18 protein-coding genes, 1 tRNA gene and 1 pseudogene are annotated in these 18,303 nt (G+C 65.4%); 12 read left to right on the top strand and 8 right to left on the bottom strand.

Features of this window, described 5'->3' with window-relative positions; genetic code table 11:
• Window positions 1–11: 11 nt before the first annotated feature.
• Window positions 12–1,991, bottom strand: a complete 1,980-nt coding sequence (locus FHS79_RS06265) for a DUF2075 domain-containing protein (protein WP_243452712.1) — start codon at window positions 1,989–1,991, stop codon at window positions 12–14.
• 154 nt (window positions 1,992–2,145) lie between these two features.
• Window positions 2,146–3,747 (bottom strand): phosphoenolpyruvate carboxykinase, encoded by a 1,602-nt coding sequence (locus tag FHS79_RS06260; protein ID WP_184197389.1) that lies wholly within the window; start codon window positions 3,745–3,747, stop codon window positions 2,146–2,148.
• A 178-nt stretch (window positions 3,748–3,925) separates the two neighbouring features.
• On the opposite strand from FHS79_RS06260, the gene FHS79_RS06255 reads away from it, so the two are divergent.
• From FHS79_RS06255 to FHS79_RS06235, 6 genes and pseudogenes are all read left to right on the top strand, one after another.
• On the top strand, window positions 3,926–4,681 hold the full coding sequence (locus FHS79_RS06255) for a response regulator transcription factor (protein WP_184197051.1): 756 nt from the start codon (window positions 3,926–3,928) through the stop codon (window positions 4,679–4,681).
• A gap of 1 nt (window position 4,682) precedes the next feature.
• Window positions 4,683–6,230, top strand: a complete 1,548-nt coding sequence (locus FHS79_RS06250) for a sensor histidine kinase (protein WP_184197048.1) — start codon at window positions 4,683–4,685, stop codon at window positions 6,228–6,230.
• A pseudogene (locus FHS79_RS19415) lies at window positions 6,227–6,478 on the top strand (HPr kinase/phosphorylase); the annotation flags it as partial. The gene FHS79_RS06250 and the pseudogene FHS79_RS19415, both read left to right, overlap by 4 nt.
• 204 nt (window positions 6,479–6,682) lie before the next feature.
• Window positions 6,683–7,678 carry an RNase adapter RapZ gene (rapZ, locus tag FHS79_RS06245; protein WP_207792249.1) on the top strand — a complete coding sequence of 332 codons (996 nt, stop codon included), beginning with the start codon at window positions 6,683–6,685 and terminating at the stop codon, window positions 7,676–7,678.
• A complete protein-coding gene (locus FHS79_RS06240) occupies window positions 7,675–8,076 on the top strand; it encodes a PTS sugar transporter subunit IIA (RefSeq protein WP_184197041.1) in 402 nt (133 codons plus the stop codon). Before rapZ ends, FHS79_RS06240 begins: the two co-directional genes overlap by 4 nt.
• An 8-nt stretch (window positions 8,077–8,084) precedes the next feature.
• The gene (locus FHS79_RS06235) at window positions 8,085–8,369 is read left to right on the top strand and encodes an HPr family phosphocarrier protein (RefSeq protein ID WP_184197038.1); all 285 of its coding nucleotides are present in this window, start codon (window positions 8,085–8,087) and stop codon (window positions 8,367–8,369) included.
• A 10-nt stretch (window positions 8,370–8,379) separates the two neighbouring features.
• On the opposite strand, the gene FHS79_RS06230 is transcribed toward FHS79_RS06235, so the two are convergent.
• Window positions 8,380–9,585, bottom strand: a complete 1,206-nt coding sequence (locus FHS79_RS06230; RefSeq protein ID WP_184197035.1) for a thiolase family protein — start codon at window positions 9,583–9,585, stop codon at window positions 8,380–8,382.
• Between the two features lie 155 nt (window positions 9,586–9,740).
• Here FHS79_RS06230 and FHS79_RS06225 point away from each other — a divergent pair, with 155 nt between their 5' ends.
• The 3 genes from FHS79_RS06225 to tatC are packed head-to-tail and all read left to right on the top strand — an operon-like array spanning window position 9,741 to window position 11,286.
• Window positions 9,741–9,980 (top strand): twin-arginine translocase TatA/TatE family subunit, encoded by a 240-nt coding sequence (locus FHS79_RS06225; RefSeq protein WP_184197032.1) that lies wholly within the window; start codon window positions 9,741–9,743, stop codon window positions 9,978–9,980.
• A gap of 21 nt (window positions 9,981–10,001) precedes the next feature.
• Complete coding sequence (gene tatB / locus FHS79_RS06220) at window positions 10,002–10,505, top strand: Sec-independent protein translocase protein TatB (protein WP_184197029.1); 504 nt, start codon at window positions 10,002–10,004, stop codon at window positions 10,503–10,505.
• On the top strand, window positions 10,495–11,286 hold the full coding sequence (gene tatC, locus FHS79_RS06215; protein ID WP_184197026.1) for a twin-arginine translocase subunit TatC: 792 nt from the start codon (window positions 10,495–10,497) through the stop codon (window positions 11,284–11,286). The genes tatB and tatC overlap by 11 nt, the downstream gene beginning before the upstream one ends.
• Here tatC and hspQ read toward each other — a convergent pair.
• On the bottom strand, window positions 11,283–11,636 hold the full coding sequence (gene hspQ / locus FHS79_RS06210; protein ID WP_207792243.1) for a heat shock protein HspQ: 354 nt from the start codon (window positions 11,634–11,636) through the stop codon (window positions 11,283–11,285). The two genes, tatC and hspQ, sit on opposite strands and share 4 nt — an antisense overlap.
• A 170-nt stretch (window positions 11,637–11,806) precedes the next feature.
• Here hspQ and FHS79_RS06205 point away from each other — a divergent pair.
• Window positions 11,807–11,896: transfer RNA gene (locus FHS79_RS06205), tRNA-Ser, on the top strand.
• On the opposite strand, the gene FHS79_RS06200 is transcribed toward FHS79_RS06205, so the two are convergent.
• From FHS79_RS06200 to FHS79_RS06185, 4 genes are all read right to left on the bottom strand, one after another.
• Window positions 11,864–13,516: a recombinase family protein gene (locus FHS79_RS06200; protein WP_184197023.1), complete on the bottom strand. Its 1,653-nt coding sequence runs from the start codon at window positions 13,514–13,516 to the stop codon at window positions 11,864–11,866. The two genes, FHS79_RS06205 and FHS79_RS06200, sit on opposite strands and share 33 nt — an antisense overlap.
• Window positions 13,513–13,815 (bottom strand): NadS family protein, encoded by a 303-nt coding sequence (nadS, locus tag FHS79_RS06195; RefSeq protein ID WP_184197020.1) that lies wholly within the window; start codon window positions 13,813–13,815, stop codon window positions 13,513–13,515. The genes FHS79_RS06200 and nadS overlap by 4 nt, the downstream gene beginning before the upstream one ends.
• On the bottom strand, window positions 13,812–14,171 hold the full coding sequence (locus FHS79_RS06190; RefSeq protein ID WP_243452711.1) for a type II toxin-antitoxin system RelE/ParE family toxin: 360 nt from the start codon (window positions 14,169–14,171) through the stop codon (window positions 13,812–13,814). The genes nadS and FHS79_RS06190 overlap by 4 nt, the downstream gene beginning before the upstream one ends.
• Before the next feature lie 69 nt (window positions 14,172–14,240).
• Window positions 14,241–14,462, bottom strand: a complete 222-nt coding sequence (locus tag FHS79_RS06185) for a hypothetical protein (protein WP_184197017.1) — start codon at window positions 14,460–14,462, stop codon at window positions 14,241–14,243.
• A gap of 422 nt (window positions 14,463–14,884) precedes the next feature.
• Here FHS79_RS06185 and FHS79_RS06180 point away from each other — a divergent pair, with 422 nt between their 5' ends.
• Together FHS79_RS06180 and FHS79_RS06175 are read left to right on the top strand one after the other, a co-directional pair.
• The gene (locus FHS79_RS06180) at window positions 14,885–15,793 is read left to right on the top strand and encodes a formylglycine-generating enzyme family protein (RefSeq protein WP_184197014.1); all 909 of its coding nucleotides are present in this window, start codon (window positions 14,885–14,887) and stop codon (window positions 15,791–15,793) included.
• Window positions 15,794–15,799: 6 nt separating this feature from the next.
• Window positions 15,800–18,235: a TonB-dependent receptor domain-containing protein gene (locus tag FHS79_RS06175; RefSeq protein WP_184197011.1), complete on the top strand. Its 2,436-nt coding sequence runs from the start codon at window positions 15,800–15,802 to the stop codon at window positions 18,233–18,235.
• Window positions 18,236–18,303 lie beyond the last annotated feature (68 nt).

Here is an 18,303-nt window from a genome sequence, read left to right as displayed (position 1 = left end):
AGATGGTCGCCTCAGAGGGCCGGAATTCCGCAGTCCGCCAGCCAGGCGTCGATGGCGTCATACTCCGTCGGGGGGCGTGTCGCGTCATGCGCATCACCGCGCGGCACGAAGATCACCATCCCCTGCCGCGCCCGCGTCAGCAGCACCCGATAGGCGTTGCGGACATAGTCGGCGCGGCCCAGCACATCGGTCTCGCCGCGAATGGCGTTCCAGCGCGTGCCCCTGAACTCGCGCGCCTCCCATTGCGGCCCGCGTCGCAGGTTGAGATCCCAGGCCACACACGTCCAGTCGAGCTCCAGCCCCTGCACGGCAAACTCGGTCGCCACATCCTCGAGGCTGTTCGAGGAGCGCACATCCTCGGTGGCATTCAGAAACCAGTTGCACACATCGATGTCGGCCTTGACGTACAGCCCCTCGGGCTTGAGGCGGAGCGCATTCGAAGAGGCGAGCATCCCCGCGCGCTCCCCCGCCCGCCGCTTCCGCCGCAACCAGGCGCGTGCTGCCGACAGGTCGCGAGTGCGCAGTATGGGGAAGCTTGCCACAGGCGGCCGGATCGCAGCTGCTTGCTCCGCGTTCGGCCCCAGCAGTGCCGCCACATAGTCCGACACGATCTCGGCGCGAAACGACCGCACGCTCACCGCCAGGTGCAGCGCCGGGTCGGGCGCCGCCACCCGGTGCTGCAGATGCCAGCGCAGCCCTGCATCGAGTCCCGAACCTTCGGCCAGCAGGTGCGGCGGCAGGTGCACCTGCCAGTGCGGCAGCTCGGCCTGCAGCGCGCGCACCCATTCGGCAATGCCGGCTTCGCCGCGGTTGATTTCCTGCCCCTCGCCGATCAGGCACACCACCACGCACCAGTCCGGCCGCCGGTCCATCACCGACAGCAGGAACGCCGGCTCGGATTGGCTGAACCCGACCTGCCCGCGCTTCTTGCGCATGAAGTCGGCGGTCATCGCCGCGTTCCAGGCGCGCTGCGCCTCGTCGAACACCACGACATGCTCGGAGGGCACTTCGTCGGGCGACAAATATTCGTCGCGGAAATGATGGACATTCTGCACGAACTTGTCGGGCGATCGTTCCGCCAGGTGCCGCGCATCACCCGGCCGCTGCCGCCCCTTGCGCGCCCGCACATCGCGCTTCAACGCCTCGCGCAATACGTCCACAAGCGGCCCGTTGCCCGAGAGGAAGGTCGCATCCTCGCCGATCTCGCGCGCCAGCCGGCCACAAGCGATATCGAGCCCCGCCAGCGTCTTGCCCGCTCCCGGCACCCCGGTCACGAAGCAGATCGCCTTGCCGCCGCGCGCTTTCATGTCGGCCACGACCGCCTCGATCGCCGCCGCGGTCAGCGTCAAATTCTCCGCCCCCGCCTCCGAGCGCGAGATCTCCGCCACATCATGGCCGCGGTACAGCGCCTCGGCGGCCTCGATGATGCTCGGCGTCGGCCGGTAGCTGCCCGCGGCCCAGGGCTCCGCATCGATCGCAGCCGCATTGCCCGCCGCGAGCATCCGGAGCATCGTCGGCAGCACATCGTCGGCGGCGAGGTTGACCGGGCTATGCACCCGGTCCGGCGCCCAAAAGCCGAAGTCGAGCTGCTGCGCCGGCGCTTCGGTCGCGATCAGGATCGGCACGATCGCCTTGTCATGGCTGGTCAAATGGAAATTCTTGAGATCCAGCGCATAGCCATGCACCTGCTCCACGGCATGGCGCGGGAAGTCGCGCTCGCCGACCTTGTATTCGAGCACGAAGATCAGCCCGCCCGCCACGATCACCGCATCGGCGCGCCGGCCCATTCGCGGGATCGCGAATTCGAGATAGATTTGCGCCCCCGGCATCGCCCGCGCGATCGCCTGCAGATGGGCGATTTCGAAGTGCCAGGCGCTTTTCTGCTCGGCCTCGACCGGAAAATTGAGCGCAGCGGCGAGCGCGCCGAAGATGGCCATCGGGTCCGCCGCAGCGAACGCTTCCGCAGATGCATCGAAATAGGCCCGCCCCATGGCCGACCTGGTGCCAGGCTGGGGCAGCGCACGCAAGCAAGGGGCTGTCCTGCACGTCGCTTGCCTCGAACGGGTTCGGCGGGCGGAGGGCCCGCCGCCCCGTCGGCCGGCTTGGCGCGAGTCGGGGAATAGCGCCGCTATTCCCCCGCCGCGCCTACGCTGCCTTGGGCGCGCTTTCCATCACCCCGGCATCCACATGGTCCGCAAACTGCGCGAAATTGGCGATGAACATCCCCACCAGCCCCTTCGCCGCCACGTCATAGGCCTCGCCATCCGCCCAGGTCGACCGCGGGTCGAGCAATTTCGAATCGACGCCCGGCACGTCCACCGGCACCGCAAAGCCGAAGTTCTCGTCGGTGCGAAACTCGGCATTGTTGAGGCTGCCATCAAGCGCTGCGTTGAGCAGGGCCCGTGTCACCTTGATCGGCATGCGGCTGCCGCCGGCGGTGGCGCTGCCGCCGGTCCAGCCGGTGTTGACGAGCCACACATCGGCCTTGCCCCGCGCAATCCGCTCCTTGAGGAGATTGCCGTACACGCTCGGGTGGCGCGGCATGAAGGGAGCGCCGAAGCAGGTGCTGAACGTGGCTTCGGGCTCGGTCACGCCGATCTCGGTCCCCGCCACCCGGGCGGTGTAGCCCGAGAGGAAATGGTACATCGCCTGGTCCGGCGTCAGCTTCGAAATCGGCGGCAGCACGCCAAAGGCATCGGCGGTCAGCATGATGATGTTGCGCGGCACCGGGCCCAGATTGTCCGCACTTGCATTGGGAATGAAGTCGATGGGGTAGGAGCCGCGGCTGTTCTCGGCCAGGCTGTTGTCGTCAAGATCGATCTCGCGGCTGACCGGGTCGACCACCACATTCTCGAGCACGGTGCCGAAGCGCTGGGTGGTCGCAAAGATCTCCGGCTCGGCTTCGGCCGAAAGCCGGATCACCTTGGCATAGCAGCCCCCCTCGAAGTTGAAGACCGCGGTGTCGGACCAGCCATGCTCGTCATCGCCGATCAGCGTGCGGCTGGCATCGGCCGAGAGCGTCGTCTTGCCGGTGCCCGAAAGCCCAAAGAACACCGCGGTGTCGCCATCCGGCCCGATATTGGCCGAGCAGTGCATCGGCATCACGCCCGAAAGCGGCAGCAGATAGTTGAGGATCGAGAACACGCTCTTCTTCATCTCGCCGGCATAGGCAGTGCCGCCGATCAGGATCGTCTTGCCCTCGAAATCGACGCCCACGATCGTCTCGCCGCGCGATCCATGCCGCTCGGGCGAGGCCTTGAAGCTCGGCAGGTCGATGATCGTGTATTCGGGCAGGAAATCGGCAAGCGCGGCAGCTTCCGGCCGCACCAGCAGCGTGCGGATGAACAGGCTGTGCCAGGCGAACTCGGTGATCACCCGCACCTTCACGCGATATTCGGGCTGCGAGCCGCCGAACAGATCCTGCACGAACAAGGTCGGCTTCTCGGCCAGGGCGGCGGCAAAATCGGCCTTCAGATTGGCAAATTGCTCGGGCGACATCGACTTGTTGGTCTTGCCCCACCACACCGCGTCTTCGGTCACCGCATCGCGAACGATGAACTTGTCCAGCGCGCTGCGACCGGTGTGCTTGCCGGTCTGCACCACCAGCGCGCCATGCTTGCTCAGCATCCCCTCGCCGCGCTGTACCGCCAGCTCGACCAGTGCTGCAGTGCCGAGATTCCAGTGCTGGTCCGCTTCGCTGGGCAGGCCCATCGCAGCCAGGCCGAAGCTCGAAACCGTTCCGTTCATGTCCGCAGCCGCCATGTGCCAATCCTTCCCAAGCCAGGCAGCGGAAGCCGACTCCCGCTGCACATCATTTTGTCCGTCGCATAACCGGCCCATCTTCCCACGTCAAAACGCATGCGATGCGAAGTGGCGCTGCCGCGACATGCTTGCCATTGCGCACCACTCGCGCAACAACCGCCCAATGTCGGATACCGCCCCTTCGGAAGTCACAGCCCCCCCCGTCATCGCGCTGGTCGATGATGATCGCAACATCCTCACCTCGGTCTCAATCGCCCTGCAGGCCGAAGGTTTCACCGTTCGCCTTTATTCGGACGGCGACACCGCATTGAAGGCGCTTACCGAAAACCCGCCCGATCTCGCAGTCCTCGACATCAAGATGCCGCGGATGGACGGGATGGAGGTGCTGCGCCGGCTTCGCGAAAAGTCCGAGCTGCCAGTGATATTCCTGACCAGCAAGGACACCGAGATCGACGAAGCGCTCGGGCTGGCGATGGGAGCCGACGATTATATCGGCAAGCCGTTCAGCCAGCGCCTGCTCATCGAGCGGATCCGCGCCGTGCTGCGCCGCGCCGCCAACCGCCGGGCGCCGGCGGAAGCGACGCCAGCCGAGCCCGAGGCCGAGCCGATCATTCGCGGCCGGCTGACGATGGACCCGGCCCGCCACCGCGTGACCTGGACTGCCGGCGAAGGCCGCTCGGGCGATGTGGCGCTCACCGTCACCGAGTTCATGATCCTGGAAACCCTCGCTGCGCGCCCCGGCTTCGTCAAATCGCGCGAGCAGCTGATGGATGCCGCCTACAGCCATGATGTCTATGTCGATGATCGCACCATCGACAGCCACATCAAGCGGCTCCGCAAGAAGTTCCGCGCCGTCGACCACCAGTTCAAGGGCATCGAGACGCTCTACGGTGTCGGCTACCGCTTCAACGAGGACTGATATGGAGCGTCCGCCGCTCGAAGTGCAGGAGTGGCGGCGCGGGCTTGGGTTCGGGTCGCTCCGGGCACGCATCTTCGCGGTCAACATCATCGCCGTGCTCGCCTTCGCGATCATGCTCCTCTACATCGACACCGTCCGCGCCCGGCTGCTCGACGAGCGCACCGCCGAGCTGGCGCAGGAGGCCGCCACCATCGCCAGCCTCGCTGCCAGCCTGCCGGCGGCCGAGCGTGTCAAGGTTCTCGAATCGCAGGGCTTTGCCCGTGGCACGAGGCTCCGCCTCTACGCGGCCGATGGCGCCTTGCTGGCAGACAATTGGCGCCGGCCGGGCACCAGCCGCTTCGTCATCGACAATCCCGATGACCGCAGCTGGCGTCGCCGCTCTGCGCTGTTCATCGACCGTGCGCTCGAGCGGCTGGCGCGCATTCACCCTCCGACGGGCTATGCCGAGGCGCTGCCGGACCGCGGCGACCGTTGGCCGGAGATCGCGGCCGCCTCGCCGGCCGAGCCCGCCACGCGGTTGCGCCGCGCCGCCGATGGCAGCCTGGTGCTGGCGGCTGCGGCCAGGCTGCCCGGGAAGGCGGCCAGCATCCACCTCACCGACAGCGCCGAAGACCTGTCGCAAATCGTCCGCGCCGAGCGGCTGGCGAGTTTCTGGCTGCTCATCATCGTCACCATCGTCACCGTCACCCTGTCGGCCTATCTGGCGCGCACCATCGTCCGGCCACTGCGAATGCTCGCGATCGCCGCCCACCGCGTGCGGCTCGGCCGATCCCGCGAGGTCGTGGTGCCGCGGCTCCCCGAGCGCCGCGACGAGATCGGCGCGCTGGCCCGCGCACTTTCCGACATGTCGACGGCGTTGCGCGGCCAGATCGACGCCACCGAGGCCTTTGCCGCCGATGTGGCGCATGAGTTGAAGAACCCGCTGGCCTCGCTGCGCTCGGCGGTGGACACGCTCGGCCAGATCGAGGCACCCGACCTCCGGGCGCGGCTGATGGACGTGATCCTCGACGATGTCGCACGGATCGACCGGCTGATCACCGACATTTCCGACGCCAGCCGGCTCGACGCCGAACTCTCCCGCTCGCGGTTCGAGAGCATCGATGCCGCCGCCCTCGCCGCCGGGCTCGTCGAAGCCTATAGCGTGGCACCGCTGCCGCGCGGCGTGTCGATCGCCATGGCCCCCGCCAGCGGCCCGGCGATGGTGGAGGGAGAGCCGGCGCGGCTGGCGCAGGTCTTGCGCAACCTCATCGACAATGCGCTCTCCTTCTCCCCCGATGGCGGCAAGGTGGAGCTGGCCGCAGAGGCCGATGGCGCGCTGGTGCGGCTGAGCGTCACCGACCAGGGCCCCGGCGTGCCGCCCGAAAACCGCAGTGACGTCTTCACCCGCTTCTACTCGCAGCGACCCGAAGCCGAGGATTATGGCCGCCATTCCGGACTGGGACTGTCGATCGTCGCCAGCATCGTCGTGGCGCACGGGGGACGCATCGAAGTCACCGATCCACCCGGCGGCAAGGGTGCAGCGTTCATCGTGTCGCTGCCGGCAGCATGATGGCGCCCGCGACGGTTCACGCCACCGCCGTCGCCACCCCCGATGGCCGGCGCTGCGTGCTGCTGCTCGGGGCATCGGGTGCCGGCAAATCCGATCTGGCGCTGCGGCTGCTCGATCGCGGCTGGCGGCTGGTCGCCGATGACCGGGTGGTGCTCGCCACGTCGCCAACCGGCCGGTTGACGGCTGGAGCACCGCCGCCGCTCGCAGGGCTGCTCGAAGTGCGCGGTGTCGGCATCCTGCCCGCAAAGGCCGTCGCTGGCCCCGTCGATATCGCGCTGGTGCTCGATCTGGCTGCAGCACCCGAGCGGCTTCCCGAGCCGGGCGCATGGCAAGCCAGCGGCCTCCGGCACCACCCGATTCCGCTGCTCGCACTGGCGCCATTTGCCGCGTCGGCGGTGCTCAAGGTCGAACGGGCCTTGCAGGGGCATGGCCTTGCCGTCGAAGCTGCGCGCATGCCGACCACCCGCCAGCCCGAGTCGCAACCACCGTCGAGCCGGCTGCCGTTGCTGGCGGTGAGCGGGCTTTCGGGCGCCGGCAAGTCGACCGCGCTCAAGGCGCTGGAGGATCTCGGCTATGAAGTCGTCGACAATCTGCCGCTCGCACTCGTCGATGCGCTCATTGCGGCCCCCGCATCCACCGACCCGCGGCCGCTGGCTTTCGGCATCGATGCCCGCACCCGCGCCTTCGATGCCGAGGCGCTGGTGGTGCGGCTGCGGGCGCTCAAGCACACCGGCACCGATATCCGGCTTCTCTACCTCGAATGCGCCGATGACGAGCTGGTCCGCCGCTTCTCGGAAACGCGCCGCCGCCACCCGCTCGCCATCGATCGGCCAGCCGCCGATGCCATCGGCCTCGAACGGCACCTTACCGAGCCGCTCAAGCGCTGGGCCGATCTCGTCATCGACACGTCGGACCTGTCGGTGTCGGACCTTCGCCGCCGCATTGCCGAGCAACTCGGCCAGGCCGACCGTGCGGGGCTGACGATCACGCTGCAGAGCTTCGGCTTCGCCCATGGCCTTCCCCGCAACGCCGATCTGGTGTTCGACATGCGCTTCCTCGCCAACCCGCACTGGGACATGGCGCTGCGGCCGTTGACCGGGGAGGATGCCCGCGTGGCGACGCATGTGAAAGCCGATCCGGCCTATGCCCCGGCGGTCGATCGCATTGCCGATCTGCTCGCCACGCTGATCCCGGGCTATGGCCGCGAGGGCAAGGCGTATCTCACCATCGCCATCGGCTGCACCGGCGGTCGCCACCGCTCGGTCACCGTGGCGCGGGACCTGCAGGCCCGGCTGGCGGCGCTGGGCCATGCCACGACACTCGATCATCGCGACATGAAACAGGCTGGCGCCGACGCTGCCGACCTCGCTGCAGAGCCGTTCACCACACCGGGTGCTGACGAATCCTTGACAGCCCCCCCTGCACCGGTCCAACGCGCTGGCCAATGATCGGCCTTGTCCTCGTCACCCACGGCCATCTCGCCGATGAGTTCATCGCCGCGACGGAGCATGTCGTCGGCGCTCAGACCGGCATGGTCGCCATCTGCATCGCTGCCGAAGACGATATGGAAGCGCGGCGCGCAGACATCGCCAAGGCGCTCGAGACCGTCGACACCGGCCAGGGTGTCATCATGCTCACCGACATGTTCGGCGGCACCCCGTCCAACCTCGCCATCTCGCTGCTGCGGCCGGGCATCGAGGTGATCGCCGGCGTCAACCTGCCGATGCTCATCAAGCTCGCCAGCGTGCGCAAGACCCTGTCGGTGGCGCAGGCGGTGGAAGCCGCGCAGGAGGCGGGCCGCAAATATATCGCGGTGGCCTCCAAGATGCTCGGCGAGGCGGCCTGACCGGCGCCATGGCGGATGCAGCCGCGGCCGGTCCGGTCGAAGTCGAAATCGTCAACAAGCGCGGCCTGCACGCCAGGGCCAGCGCAAAGTTCGTCACGCTGGCAAGCACCTTCGACGCGCAGGTAAGCGTGAGCCATGGCGGCAGCAGCGTGCCCGGCACTTCGATCATGGGGCTGATGATGCTCGCCGCCGCCATCGGGGATACCATCGAGATCAGCGCCTCCGGCCCCCAGGCCGCCGAAGCCGTCGATCGGCTCGCCGGGCTGGTGCGCGACAAGTTCGGCGAGGATTAGAGCAGGGGGATCAAGCCGGGATTTCGAATAGCCCCGCAGCCCCCATCCCGCCTGCCACGCACATCGACACCACCGCCCAGCGCACCCCGCGACGCCGCGCCTCGATGAGCGCATGGCCGGCGATGCGGCTGCCGGTCATCCCGAACGGATGGCCGAGTGCGATGCCGCCGCCGTTCACGTTGAGCAGCGCCGGGTCGATCCCCAGATGGTCGCGGCAGTAGAGCGCCTGCGAGGCAAAAGCTTCGTTGATCTCCCACAATCCGATGTCGCTCACCTTCAGGCCGGCTCGCGCCAGCAGCTTGGGAATGGCGAACACCGGGCCGATGCCCATCTCCTCGGGCGCACAGCCCGCCACCTGAAAGCCGCGGTATATGCCCAGCACGTCCAGCCCTTCGGCCTCGGCCATCGCCCGGTCCATCACCACCTGCGCCGAAGCGCCGTCCGAAAGCTGGCTGGCGTTGCCGGCGGTGACGAAGCGCCCTTCCTTCACCACCTGGCCATCGCGCCACACCGGCTTGAGCCCGGCGAGCCCTGCCGCCGCCGTGTCGGCACGGATGCCCTCGTCGGCCGCCAGCGCAATCGTCTCGGTGCCGGTCACGGTCCCATCCTTGGCGATCAGGTTGCGGGTGACGGTGATCGGAACGATCTCGGCATCGAATCGCCCGGCATCGCGCGCCGCAGCGGCGCGCTGGTGGCTGATCGCAGCGAATTCGTCCTGTGCCTCGCGGCTCACGCCATAGCGCTCGGCGACGATCTCGGCGGTCTCGATCATCATCATGTAAGCATGCGGCACATGGTCGGTGACGACCTTGGGTTGGCTGCGGAAGGTCGGCGCATGGGCGTTGCGGGTGAGGCTCACCGATTCGACCCCGGCCGCCACTGCAACATCGATGTCGCCGGCGATGATGCCGCGCGCCGCCATGGCGATGGCGGTAAGCCCCGAAGCGCATTTCCGGTCGATGCTGGTCGCAGCAATGGTATCGGGCAGCCCTGCGGCAAAGATCGACATGCGCCCGACATTGGCGCCCTGGGTGCCGAACTGCGCCGCCGCCCCCATGAACAGATCATCCACCCGCCCAGGATCGATGCCGGCGCGAACAAGGGCCGCGTTGATGGCATGCGCCGCCAGCTGGGGAGCGTCGGTATCGTTGAAGGCCCCCTTGTGGGCCCGGCCGATGGGGGTGCGGGCGGTGCTGACAATGGCGGCTTCACGCATGGAAATCGTCCCTTCGGTTACGGGCAAGTGTCTGCCGGCGCTTGTAACGGCGGCGCGGGCGGCTGCAACCATCCGCAGTTCGCGGCTATGGCCAGCACGTTCGCAAGCGAGTAGACAGGGGCTCGTTTTGTACTTTCACGGCAAAGGTCAAGCTCATGGGCTCGTTCAGCCTCATTCACTGGGTCGTTCTCATCCTCGTTGTCATCCTGCTCTTCGGTCGTGGCCGGATTTCCGATTTGATGGGTGATTTCGCCAAGGGTATCAACAGCTTCAAGAAGGGCCTCGCCGATGATGACAGCGCGCCGGCCACTCCCAAGGCGCCGCCGGCCCAGCTCACCGACGCCAAGGCCGGCACGGTGACGCCCACCCCCACCGCCGAAGACGTGCGGCGCTAACCGCGGCCGGGGTGGCCGCACATGTTCGGCATCGATTCGTCAGAGCTGTTCGTCATCGGCGTGGTGGCGCTGCTGGTCATCGGCCCGCAGCGGCTGCCGCAAGCCATGCGCATGGTCGGCCAATGGGTCGCCAAGGGCCGTGCCATGACACGCCATGTCCGCTCGGGCTTCGATGCGATGGTGCGCGAAGCCGAGCTTGAAGAAATGCAGAAGGCCTGGGCCAAGCAGAACGAAGCGATCATGAAGGCCACCGCGATGGACCCCACCGCGTTCATGGACCCCGGCAATGCCAATGCGGCCCTCATGCCGCCCGAGACGCCGCCGGCCACCTTGCCCGAGCCGGCGCTGGACAATCTGACCGTGCCGCTTGCCGACACCCCGGAGCCATCGATGCTCGCCGGCCCCGATGAGCCGCAACCCGCGATGCTCGCCAAGCCGAAGCGCAAGCGGACACCGCGCACGACACCGGCCGCGCACGCAGCACCGGAGCAAATGCCCCCCGAAAGCGTTCCGGATGAGCGCTGAAGACGAGACCGAGATCGACGCCAGCAAGGCCCCGCTTCTCGACCATCTGGTCGAGCTGCGCACCCGCCTGCTCCGCTGCGTCATTGCCTTCGTCATCTGCTTCGGCGTGGGCTTTGCACTCGCCGACATCGTCTTCGGCATCCTCGTACAGCCGCTGGTGAATGCCTATGGTCCCGATGTGCAGGGCAAGCTCATCTACACCAAGCTCTACGAGGCGTTTTTCGTGAAGGTGCGCGTGGCGGCCTTTGCCGGCCTCTGCCTCGCCTTCCCCATCATCGCCAACCAGATGTGGGCATTTGTGGCGCCCGGGCTTTACCGGCGCGAGAAGCGGGCGTTCCTGCCCTTCCTCCTCGCCACGCCGATCCTGTTCAGCCTCGGCGCCAGCCTTGCCTATTTCGGCGTGATGCCGGCCGCTTTCACCTTCTTCCTGTCGTTCGAGACCGACGGCGCCGCCAACGGCATCACCCAGGAAGCACTGCCGGCGATGGGCGAGTATCTCGATCTCGTCACCAGCCTCATCCTGGCTTTCGGGGTAAGCTTCCTGCTGCCCGTGCTGCTGATGCTCCTCGAGCGCGCCGGCATCATCACCCGCGACCAGCTCAAGAAGGGGCGCCGCTACGCCATCGTCGCCGCCTTCGCGATCGCGGCGGTCATCACCCCGCCCGATGTGTGGAGCCAGTTCTCCCTCGCGATCCCCCTGATCCTGCTCTACGAGCTCTCGATCATCGGCATCTGGTTCACCGAGCGCCGCCGCGCAAAGCTGGCAGCGACTACGGCCTAGTTGCGGATCTCCGGCCGCAGACGGTAGCGCCCCCCGGCAAAGCCATCGAACATCTGCGGCACCGCCGGATGCTGAACCGGCTCGCCATCGCGCTCGAGCACCAGGTTCTGCTGGCTCACATAGGCCACGTAGGACGCTTCGTCATTCTCGGCGAGCAGGTGGTAGAAGGGCTGGTCCTTGCGCGGCCGCACCTCCTCCGGGATCGACGCCCACCATTCCTCGGTGTTGTTGAACACCGGATCGACATCGAAGATCACGCCGCGAAACGGGAACAGGCGATGCCGCACCACATCACCGATGGTGAAGGTCGCCGGTGTCGGCGAGGCGGAAGGATTGATCATCATGTCCATTCGACTTGTCCCGATCGTCTCCTGCGGAGAATGCGCTGCATGACCCTTGATATAGTAAGCCTTTCGCCAGCGTGAAGATCCCTGCCGCAACAAGGCTTGGCAAGCCCCCCTCGCATCGGCTAGACGCCCCGCTTCGGCCGGCAGACATCATGTTCATGCCATGCCCTCGCGGAGAGGTGCCAGAGTGGTCGATCGGGACGGTCTCGAAAACCGTTGTGGGTGCAAGCTCACCGTGGGTTCGAATCCCACCCTCTCCGCCACTTCGGAACAAAGCTGGGCACTGCGCCCGGCAGCGTTCCTGCCCCGGCTGCGGCGGCGAGCGTCCGCAACAGGTCGGACTTCGATCCCATGATGCGAACCTCGCCGTCGTTGACCTCGACGCGCTGTGCCAGCGCGCGAAGATGGTCGCGGCGGTAGCCGCCGCCGGGCAGGCGCATTCGCTGGCGGGCGGTCTGTGCGAATTTCGCGAGCATCGGGGCGGTGATCGCTTTCTGGCCCGCGCTTTCGAGCATCGTCGATGCACGGTCGGCATCGACACGGGACTGGTCGCGGACGGCCTTGAGGCTGGCGATGCGGTCCTTGAGGTCGGGGTCATCGAGATCGGCAACCCCGCTTTCAATCGCGTCGTAGAGGCGCTTGAGGCGTAGGTCGGTCTCGGTCGCGCGCTTGTTTAATTCGGCGATGTGGGCATGGCGGCGCTCGGTGCGCTCCTGCCGTCTGTCGAGAACGGTCGCTAGAACCTCCTCCAGCCGCGCCGGGTCCAGTAGCCTGTCCTCCAGATGACCGGCAACCAGCGCGTCCAGCTTCTCCATCGGAACGGTCATGCCGGTGCAAGCGGTCGGACCCTGCCGGGCCTTGGTCGAGCAGGTGTAGTAGCGGTAGCGCCCGCTCTTGCCAGTGCGGATCGTCATGGCCCCGCCGCACTTGGCGCAATGGATAAATCCGGTAAGGAGCGTGGGACCGCCCACAACCTGCGGCGGCGTCACCTTGGGGTTGCGGGCCTTCATCCGGGCCTGCACGGCGTCGAACGTCACCTGGTCGATAATCGGCGGCACTGCGACGGGGATGACCTCCTCATCCGGCTTGTTGTCACCGTTCTTGGTGCGGCGGTTGAACTCGTGGCGACCGATATAGGTTTTGCGCGTCAGCATCCGATGGACCGTGCTGATCCCCCAGCGCCCGCCGTCGCGGGTAAAGATACTGCGTTCGTTCAGGTGCTTGGTGATGGTCTTGACGCCCATCGGGCCGGTCGTGCCGTCGCCCTCCAGCGCGAGCCGGAACGCCAGCCGCACGGTATCTGCGTGCAGCGGGTCGATCTCCAGCTTCTTCTTGATCTTCGCCCCGCGCTGCTCTGCGGCGACGACACGGTAGCCGATCGGGGGGAGCGAGCCGTTCCAGAATCCCTGCCGGGCATTTTCCTTCAAGGCGCGAAGGACGTGCTTGGCGTTCTCCTTGGACTGATACTCGTCGAACAGCGCCATGATCTGGCGCATCATGACGTGCATCGGGTCGTCGCCCATTTCCTGGGTGATCGACACAAGGCGGATGCCGTTCTTCGCCAGCTTGCGGACGTAGAACTCCAGCTCGAAATGATCGCGGAAAAAGCGGCTGAACGAGTGGACGACGACGACCTCGAACGGCGCGGGCTTCGCCGTCCCGGCCTCGATCATTTGCTGAAACTCGGGGCGGCGGTCGTTGGTGGCGGATGCGCCCGCGTCCACGAAGGTCTCGACAAGCTGGTAGCCGCGAGCGGTGCAATAGGCTTCGCCCTGTTTGCGCTGATCCGGGATCGACACGTCATGCTCGGCCTGCCGCGCGGTCGAGACGCGCAGATAGAGGGCGGCGCGCAGTGGCACGGTGCTGGGAAGCGCGGCGGTCATGCCGCTTTCCTCAATGCGCGCTGCACCGCGTTAGGATCACGGTCTATGACGAGAAGGTAAGCGCGCGCCGGGCCTTCGGGAGCGCGCTGTTTCTGTTCCCAATGCCGGAGTGTCTTGATCGAGAAGCCGAACCGTCCGGCGAACTCCTGCTGCGTCATCCCCAGCTTGCCCCGGATTGCCTTCACGTCGATCACGTCCGGGATATGCACACCGAAGCGGCTGACGTCAGCCGTGCCTTCGGCGAAGGCGACGGCCTCTTCCAGTCCGCGCCGGATACTGTCGGCGATCTTGCTCGTCATCGCTTGCTCCCCTTCGTATAGGCGTCCGCAAGCATCGCAGTCAGGCGGCGAAAATCGTTGCGGTCGGCCTGGGACAGGTCCGCTCGCTCACTCTTGGCATAGACGGTCAGTGCGAACAGCGGCATCGCCTCGCTGTGGTAGAAATAGACCACCCGCGCGCCGCCACGCTTGCCGCGTCCGTCCAGCCCCCAGCGCAGCTTGCGCACGCCGCCCGTGCCGGGGATCAAGTCACCGGCGACCGGGTTGTAGGCGAGATAATCCACTAACAGGCCACGCTCCTCGTCCGTCATCATGCGCCGGGTCGCCGCCAGAAACTCGGGCGTCTCGATGACGCTGACGGGTGCTGGCTTCGACATGACTCGATATACTCCAATGAGGGACTAGGTGCAAGCCTGTGATGTGGTTGGGCCAGGAACTTCGGACGGTCAGGCGGGGCCGAACAACTCGTCGAAGAGGTCTCCAAACCATACTTCAAAGATGGCGATCTCGCCGTCGGTAACCGGCACTTGCTCGGGCCAATCGTCGGTCACTTGCCAGCTTGCCACGTCATGCTTGGGCGGACGACCGGGGAATGGCCACAGCTCGCCAAGCAGCGCTTCAAGCTGCTCGGATGCAGTGGGTCCATGGGCGCGCGACGGACGGGGCATTGCGCCAGAGTCGGCGATGCCGCAGCAATGTGGAACCACGCATGTCTACTCTATGCTACGCTTCGTAATGGAGCGCGCAGATACGGGCGAAAGCCGGGTTACGACGTCTTCTGGCGGTTGCAGCGTAGCACGCGTGACGGTCACATCTTGACCTTCCTAACCTTCCGCCAAACGGCACCCTCTCAGTTGCCGGGAAGTATTGATCGCTTGCGGACCTATGTCGGTAGGGCCGCAAACCATGCCCGATCTTGGAATCGAAATTGTGGAGCACGCTTTGACACCTGCCAGTCCCTGAGAACCGGGCAGTGGGTATCGGTGCCTGGACCGACCGGTTTTGACGCTCACCGCCTTCTCACTCTTTTTAAGCATATTGGGCGCGATTGCCTCTTCCATGGTATGGTATATCATGCCATAAATTTCCGATGTTTGATTTCGCTCTTTCAATCCTGTCGTCGGTTGCACTAGCGCCGCTGCAACCGGCTCCCTCCGCAGCGAGGATACCTGCCGGCGCATTTCTTATGGGATGCGTTCCAGCTGATCGCCGCTGTGAGCCTACCGAGTTGCCACGTCGCAAGATCACGCTTTCTCGCACGTTCTGGCTCGCCCGAACCGAGACAACTGTCGGACAATACCGTCGTTTTGTCGCCCAAACGAACTATCGCACGGAGGCCGACAAGCGAGGGCAGGGCCGCTTCTGGCGCTTCGATTTGAACGAATGGGATTGGATCAACGGCCTAAGCTGGCGCGCGCCCTTCGCGTCTAACGAGCCTGCGCCCGACAACTGGCCCGCCGTCCAGGTCTCATGGGGCGATGCCAATGCTTACTGCCATTGGGCAGGGGGACGCTTACCGACTGAAGCTGAATGGGAACGCGCCGCTCGCGGCGGTCGCGAAGGTCAAATCCACATCTGGGGCAGCGCTTCGACGCCAGAGGTAAGCGGCGTCAAATATGCCAACGGCCCTGACATCGCGACCGCGAAGGAGTTTCCAACCTTCGCGACATTCAAGAATTACAACGACGGGTATACGCGCATTGCGCCCGTCGCGAGCTTCGCGCCTAACCGCTACGGCCTCTACGACATGGCAGGTAACGCCTACGAGTGGACCGCTGATTGGATTGTCGATGGTCCCTACCCGACGGGGCCGGCGACCGATCCCCGTGGTCTGCCAAATGGCGAGATAAAGGCCGTGCGCGGAGCTGGCTGGGGCTACCCCCCGGAACAGCTGCGCGTCTCCTTTCGCGGCATCGCGGGCCTCGATTTCTGGACCGCCACTTTTGGGTTTCGCTGCGCGTGGGACGCAAACCCGCAACCTCTGACCAAAGGCAGTTAGTCGCCAATGTTTCGAATCCGCTCGCTGCTGCTTCTCACATCGACACTCGGTGTCGCAGCCCTTCCAGCATCTGTTGCGGCGCAAACTGCTGAACAGGTCGCCGATCAGGACATCGTCGTTACAGCATCGCGCGTGAATCGCAGTGCTGACGACACTTCGCTCAGCACGACGACGGTCGACATGCAGCAACTCAGCGGCTTCGGCCGAACGAGCATTGGCGATCAGCTGAGCGAGCTTCCGGCGCTGCGCGAGACGGAAACGCAGCAGAATTCTGGGGTATTTGGTGGTGGCGGCGTTACGGGTGCCAACTTCCTCGATTTACGTGGCCTTGGCACCACGCGCACCCTCGTCCTCGAAAACGGCCGTCGCCACGTCGCCAGCCAGCCGGGGACTGCCGCCGTCGACATCAACCTGATCCCGCTTGATCTCATAAAGCGCGTAGACGTGGTGACCGGCGGGGCTTCGGCGATTTATGGCTCGGACGCGGTATCAGGCGTCGTCAACTTTGTGCTGGACGACAAGTTTATCGGCGTTCGCGCACGTGCGCAGGCGGGCATCTCGGACAAAGGCGATGCCTCCAACCGCCTTGCCGCTCTCACATTTGGTCGGGTGTTCGCCGGTGGGCGGGGACGCATCGTTGGCTCTATAGACTATGAGGATCGCGAGCCACTGTTCAACGCTGATCGATCTTTCGCCCGCTTTGGCAGCGGGTATTTCACCAACCCCGCAGACCCCGGCGACGGCAACGCGCGTTCAAACGGTGTCCCGGACCAGATACTGGTCAACGACACGCGGATTATCGACAGCTCAACCGGGGGTACGGTCGTCAATCCGGCATTCGATTTCGTCACGATTCAACCGAACAGCATTCTGCGCTTTGCCCCGGACGGTAGTCTCAACCCTGCCAACCTGGGTCGTGGGCCTGTTGGCTCGGGCTTCTTCACTGAAGGCGGCGACGGCACGAACATTCGCGAAAGCCTCGATCTGTTGCCAAAGCTGCGGCGCTATGGTGCGTTCGCTCTGGCCAGCTTCGAAGTATCGCCAGCTTTTGAGATTTACGGCGAAGGAAAATACGTCTCGATCAAATCGGAATCTCAAGGAGCACCGGCGTTTAATTGTGATGTTTGCGGATCGGGTGCTGCCGGGCCGCTCACTATATCGACCGCCAATCCGTATCTGACCGCTCAAGCGCGCAGTGTCCTACAATCCATCGGGTTAGTGGATAGTTTCACACTAAACCTTGATGCGGAAGCGCTTGGCGATGCTCGCGAGCGCACCCGACGCGAAGTCGCACGCGGGGTCGGAGGCGTTCGTGGCATCCTGTCCGACCATCTCCGTTATGATCTGTCGTTTACTTACGGCCGAAGCCGGATTCTTATCGACAAACTGAACAACCGTAATCTCCAGCGCTTCCAGAACTCTGTCGATGCCGTCGTCGATGCGACCGGGGTTCTGGGCGCTCGCGGCGCGATTGTCTGCCGGAGCCGGCTCGATGCAGGTGGCCGCGCAACGGGCAATGCTGACATCGATGCCTGTGTGCCTGTCAATCTGTTCGGAAGGCGGGGGATCGAGGCGGCTTCGACCTTCATAGGACAGACGACCACCAGTCGATTAGTTCTCGAACAACAAGTCGCAAATGGATTCTTTAGCGGCGACACTGGTGGTTTTTTTAACCTTCCAGGCGGTGCAATTTCGTTCGCGCTTGGCGGTGAGTATCGCCGCGAAATAAGCGATTTCACCGCCGATCCGCTCGAGTCTGCCGGGCTCGTCTTCAATGCCAGCGGCGGCGACCAGGGTGGTCGCTTTAATGTGGGTGAAGCCTTTGCCGAAGTCGTCGCGCCGCTGGTCCGTAACGTCCGTTTCGTCGATGCCCTAACGCTTGAGGGGTCATATCGCGTCGCCCGATACAGCCAAGGGGGTGTTGGCACGGTCGACAGTTGGCGTGTCGGCGGTCTCTACCGTCCCGTCCGCGACCTGACGTTCCGTGCGGCTTTTTCGCGCGCCGTCCGTGCACCAAATATCGCCGAGCTGTTTGCGCCAATTCAAGGAGCGCAGTTCTTCTTGTCGAACGGCGATCCCTGCTCGGCAGAAAACATCAATGGCGGGTCATCCTCGCGTCCGGGCAACTGTCGGGCGCTCGGCATACCGACAGGGTTCGTTGCGGTTGTTCCCAGCGTGTCGAGTATCGGCGGCGTCACCGGCGGCAATCCCGATCTGCGCGCCGAGCGATCACGTTCGATCACTGCTGGTGCCACATTCGAACCAGGCTTTGCTCCAGGATTCCGATTGTCAGCCAACTATTACGACATCCGCATCAACAACGCCGTGAGGGCACTCGATGCGGACACTGTGGTGTCGCAATGTGTCGATGGCCCAAGTCTGGCTCCCGAATTCTGCGACCTCGTAAATCGCAGCTCGATCGTGTCCCACAGCGTGGTGTAGGTTCGCGGTCTCGCCGCTTTGATCTCCGGCTTGGCCGGGTTGATCATGCTGCCATGGATGACAGCGTG

Source organism: Polymorphobacter multimanifer, from assembly GCF_014205635.1.
Lineage (GTDB): Bacteria > Pseudomonadota > Alphaproteobacteria > Sphingomonadales > Sphingomonadaceae > Sandarakinorhabdus > Sandarakinorhabdus multimanifer.
Note: the sequence above shows the minus strand (reverse complement) of the source record. Positions and strands in the feature narration are given on the sequence as shown.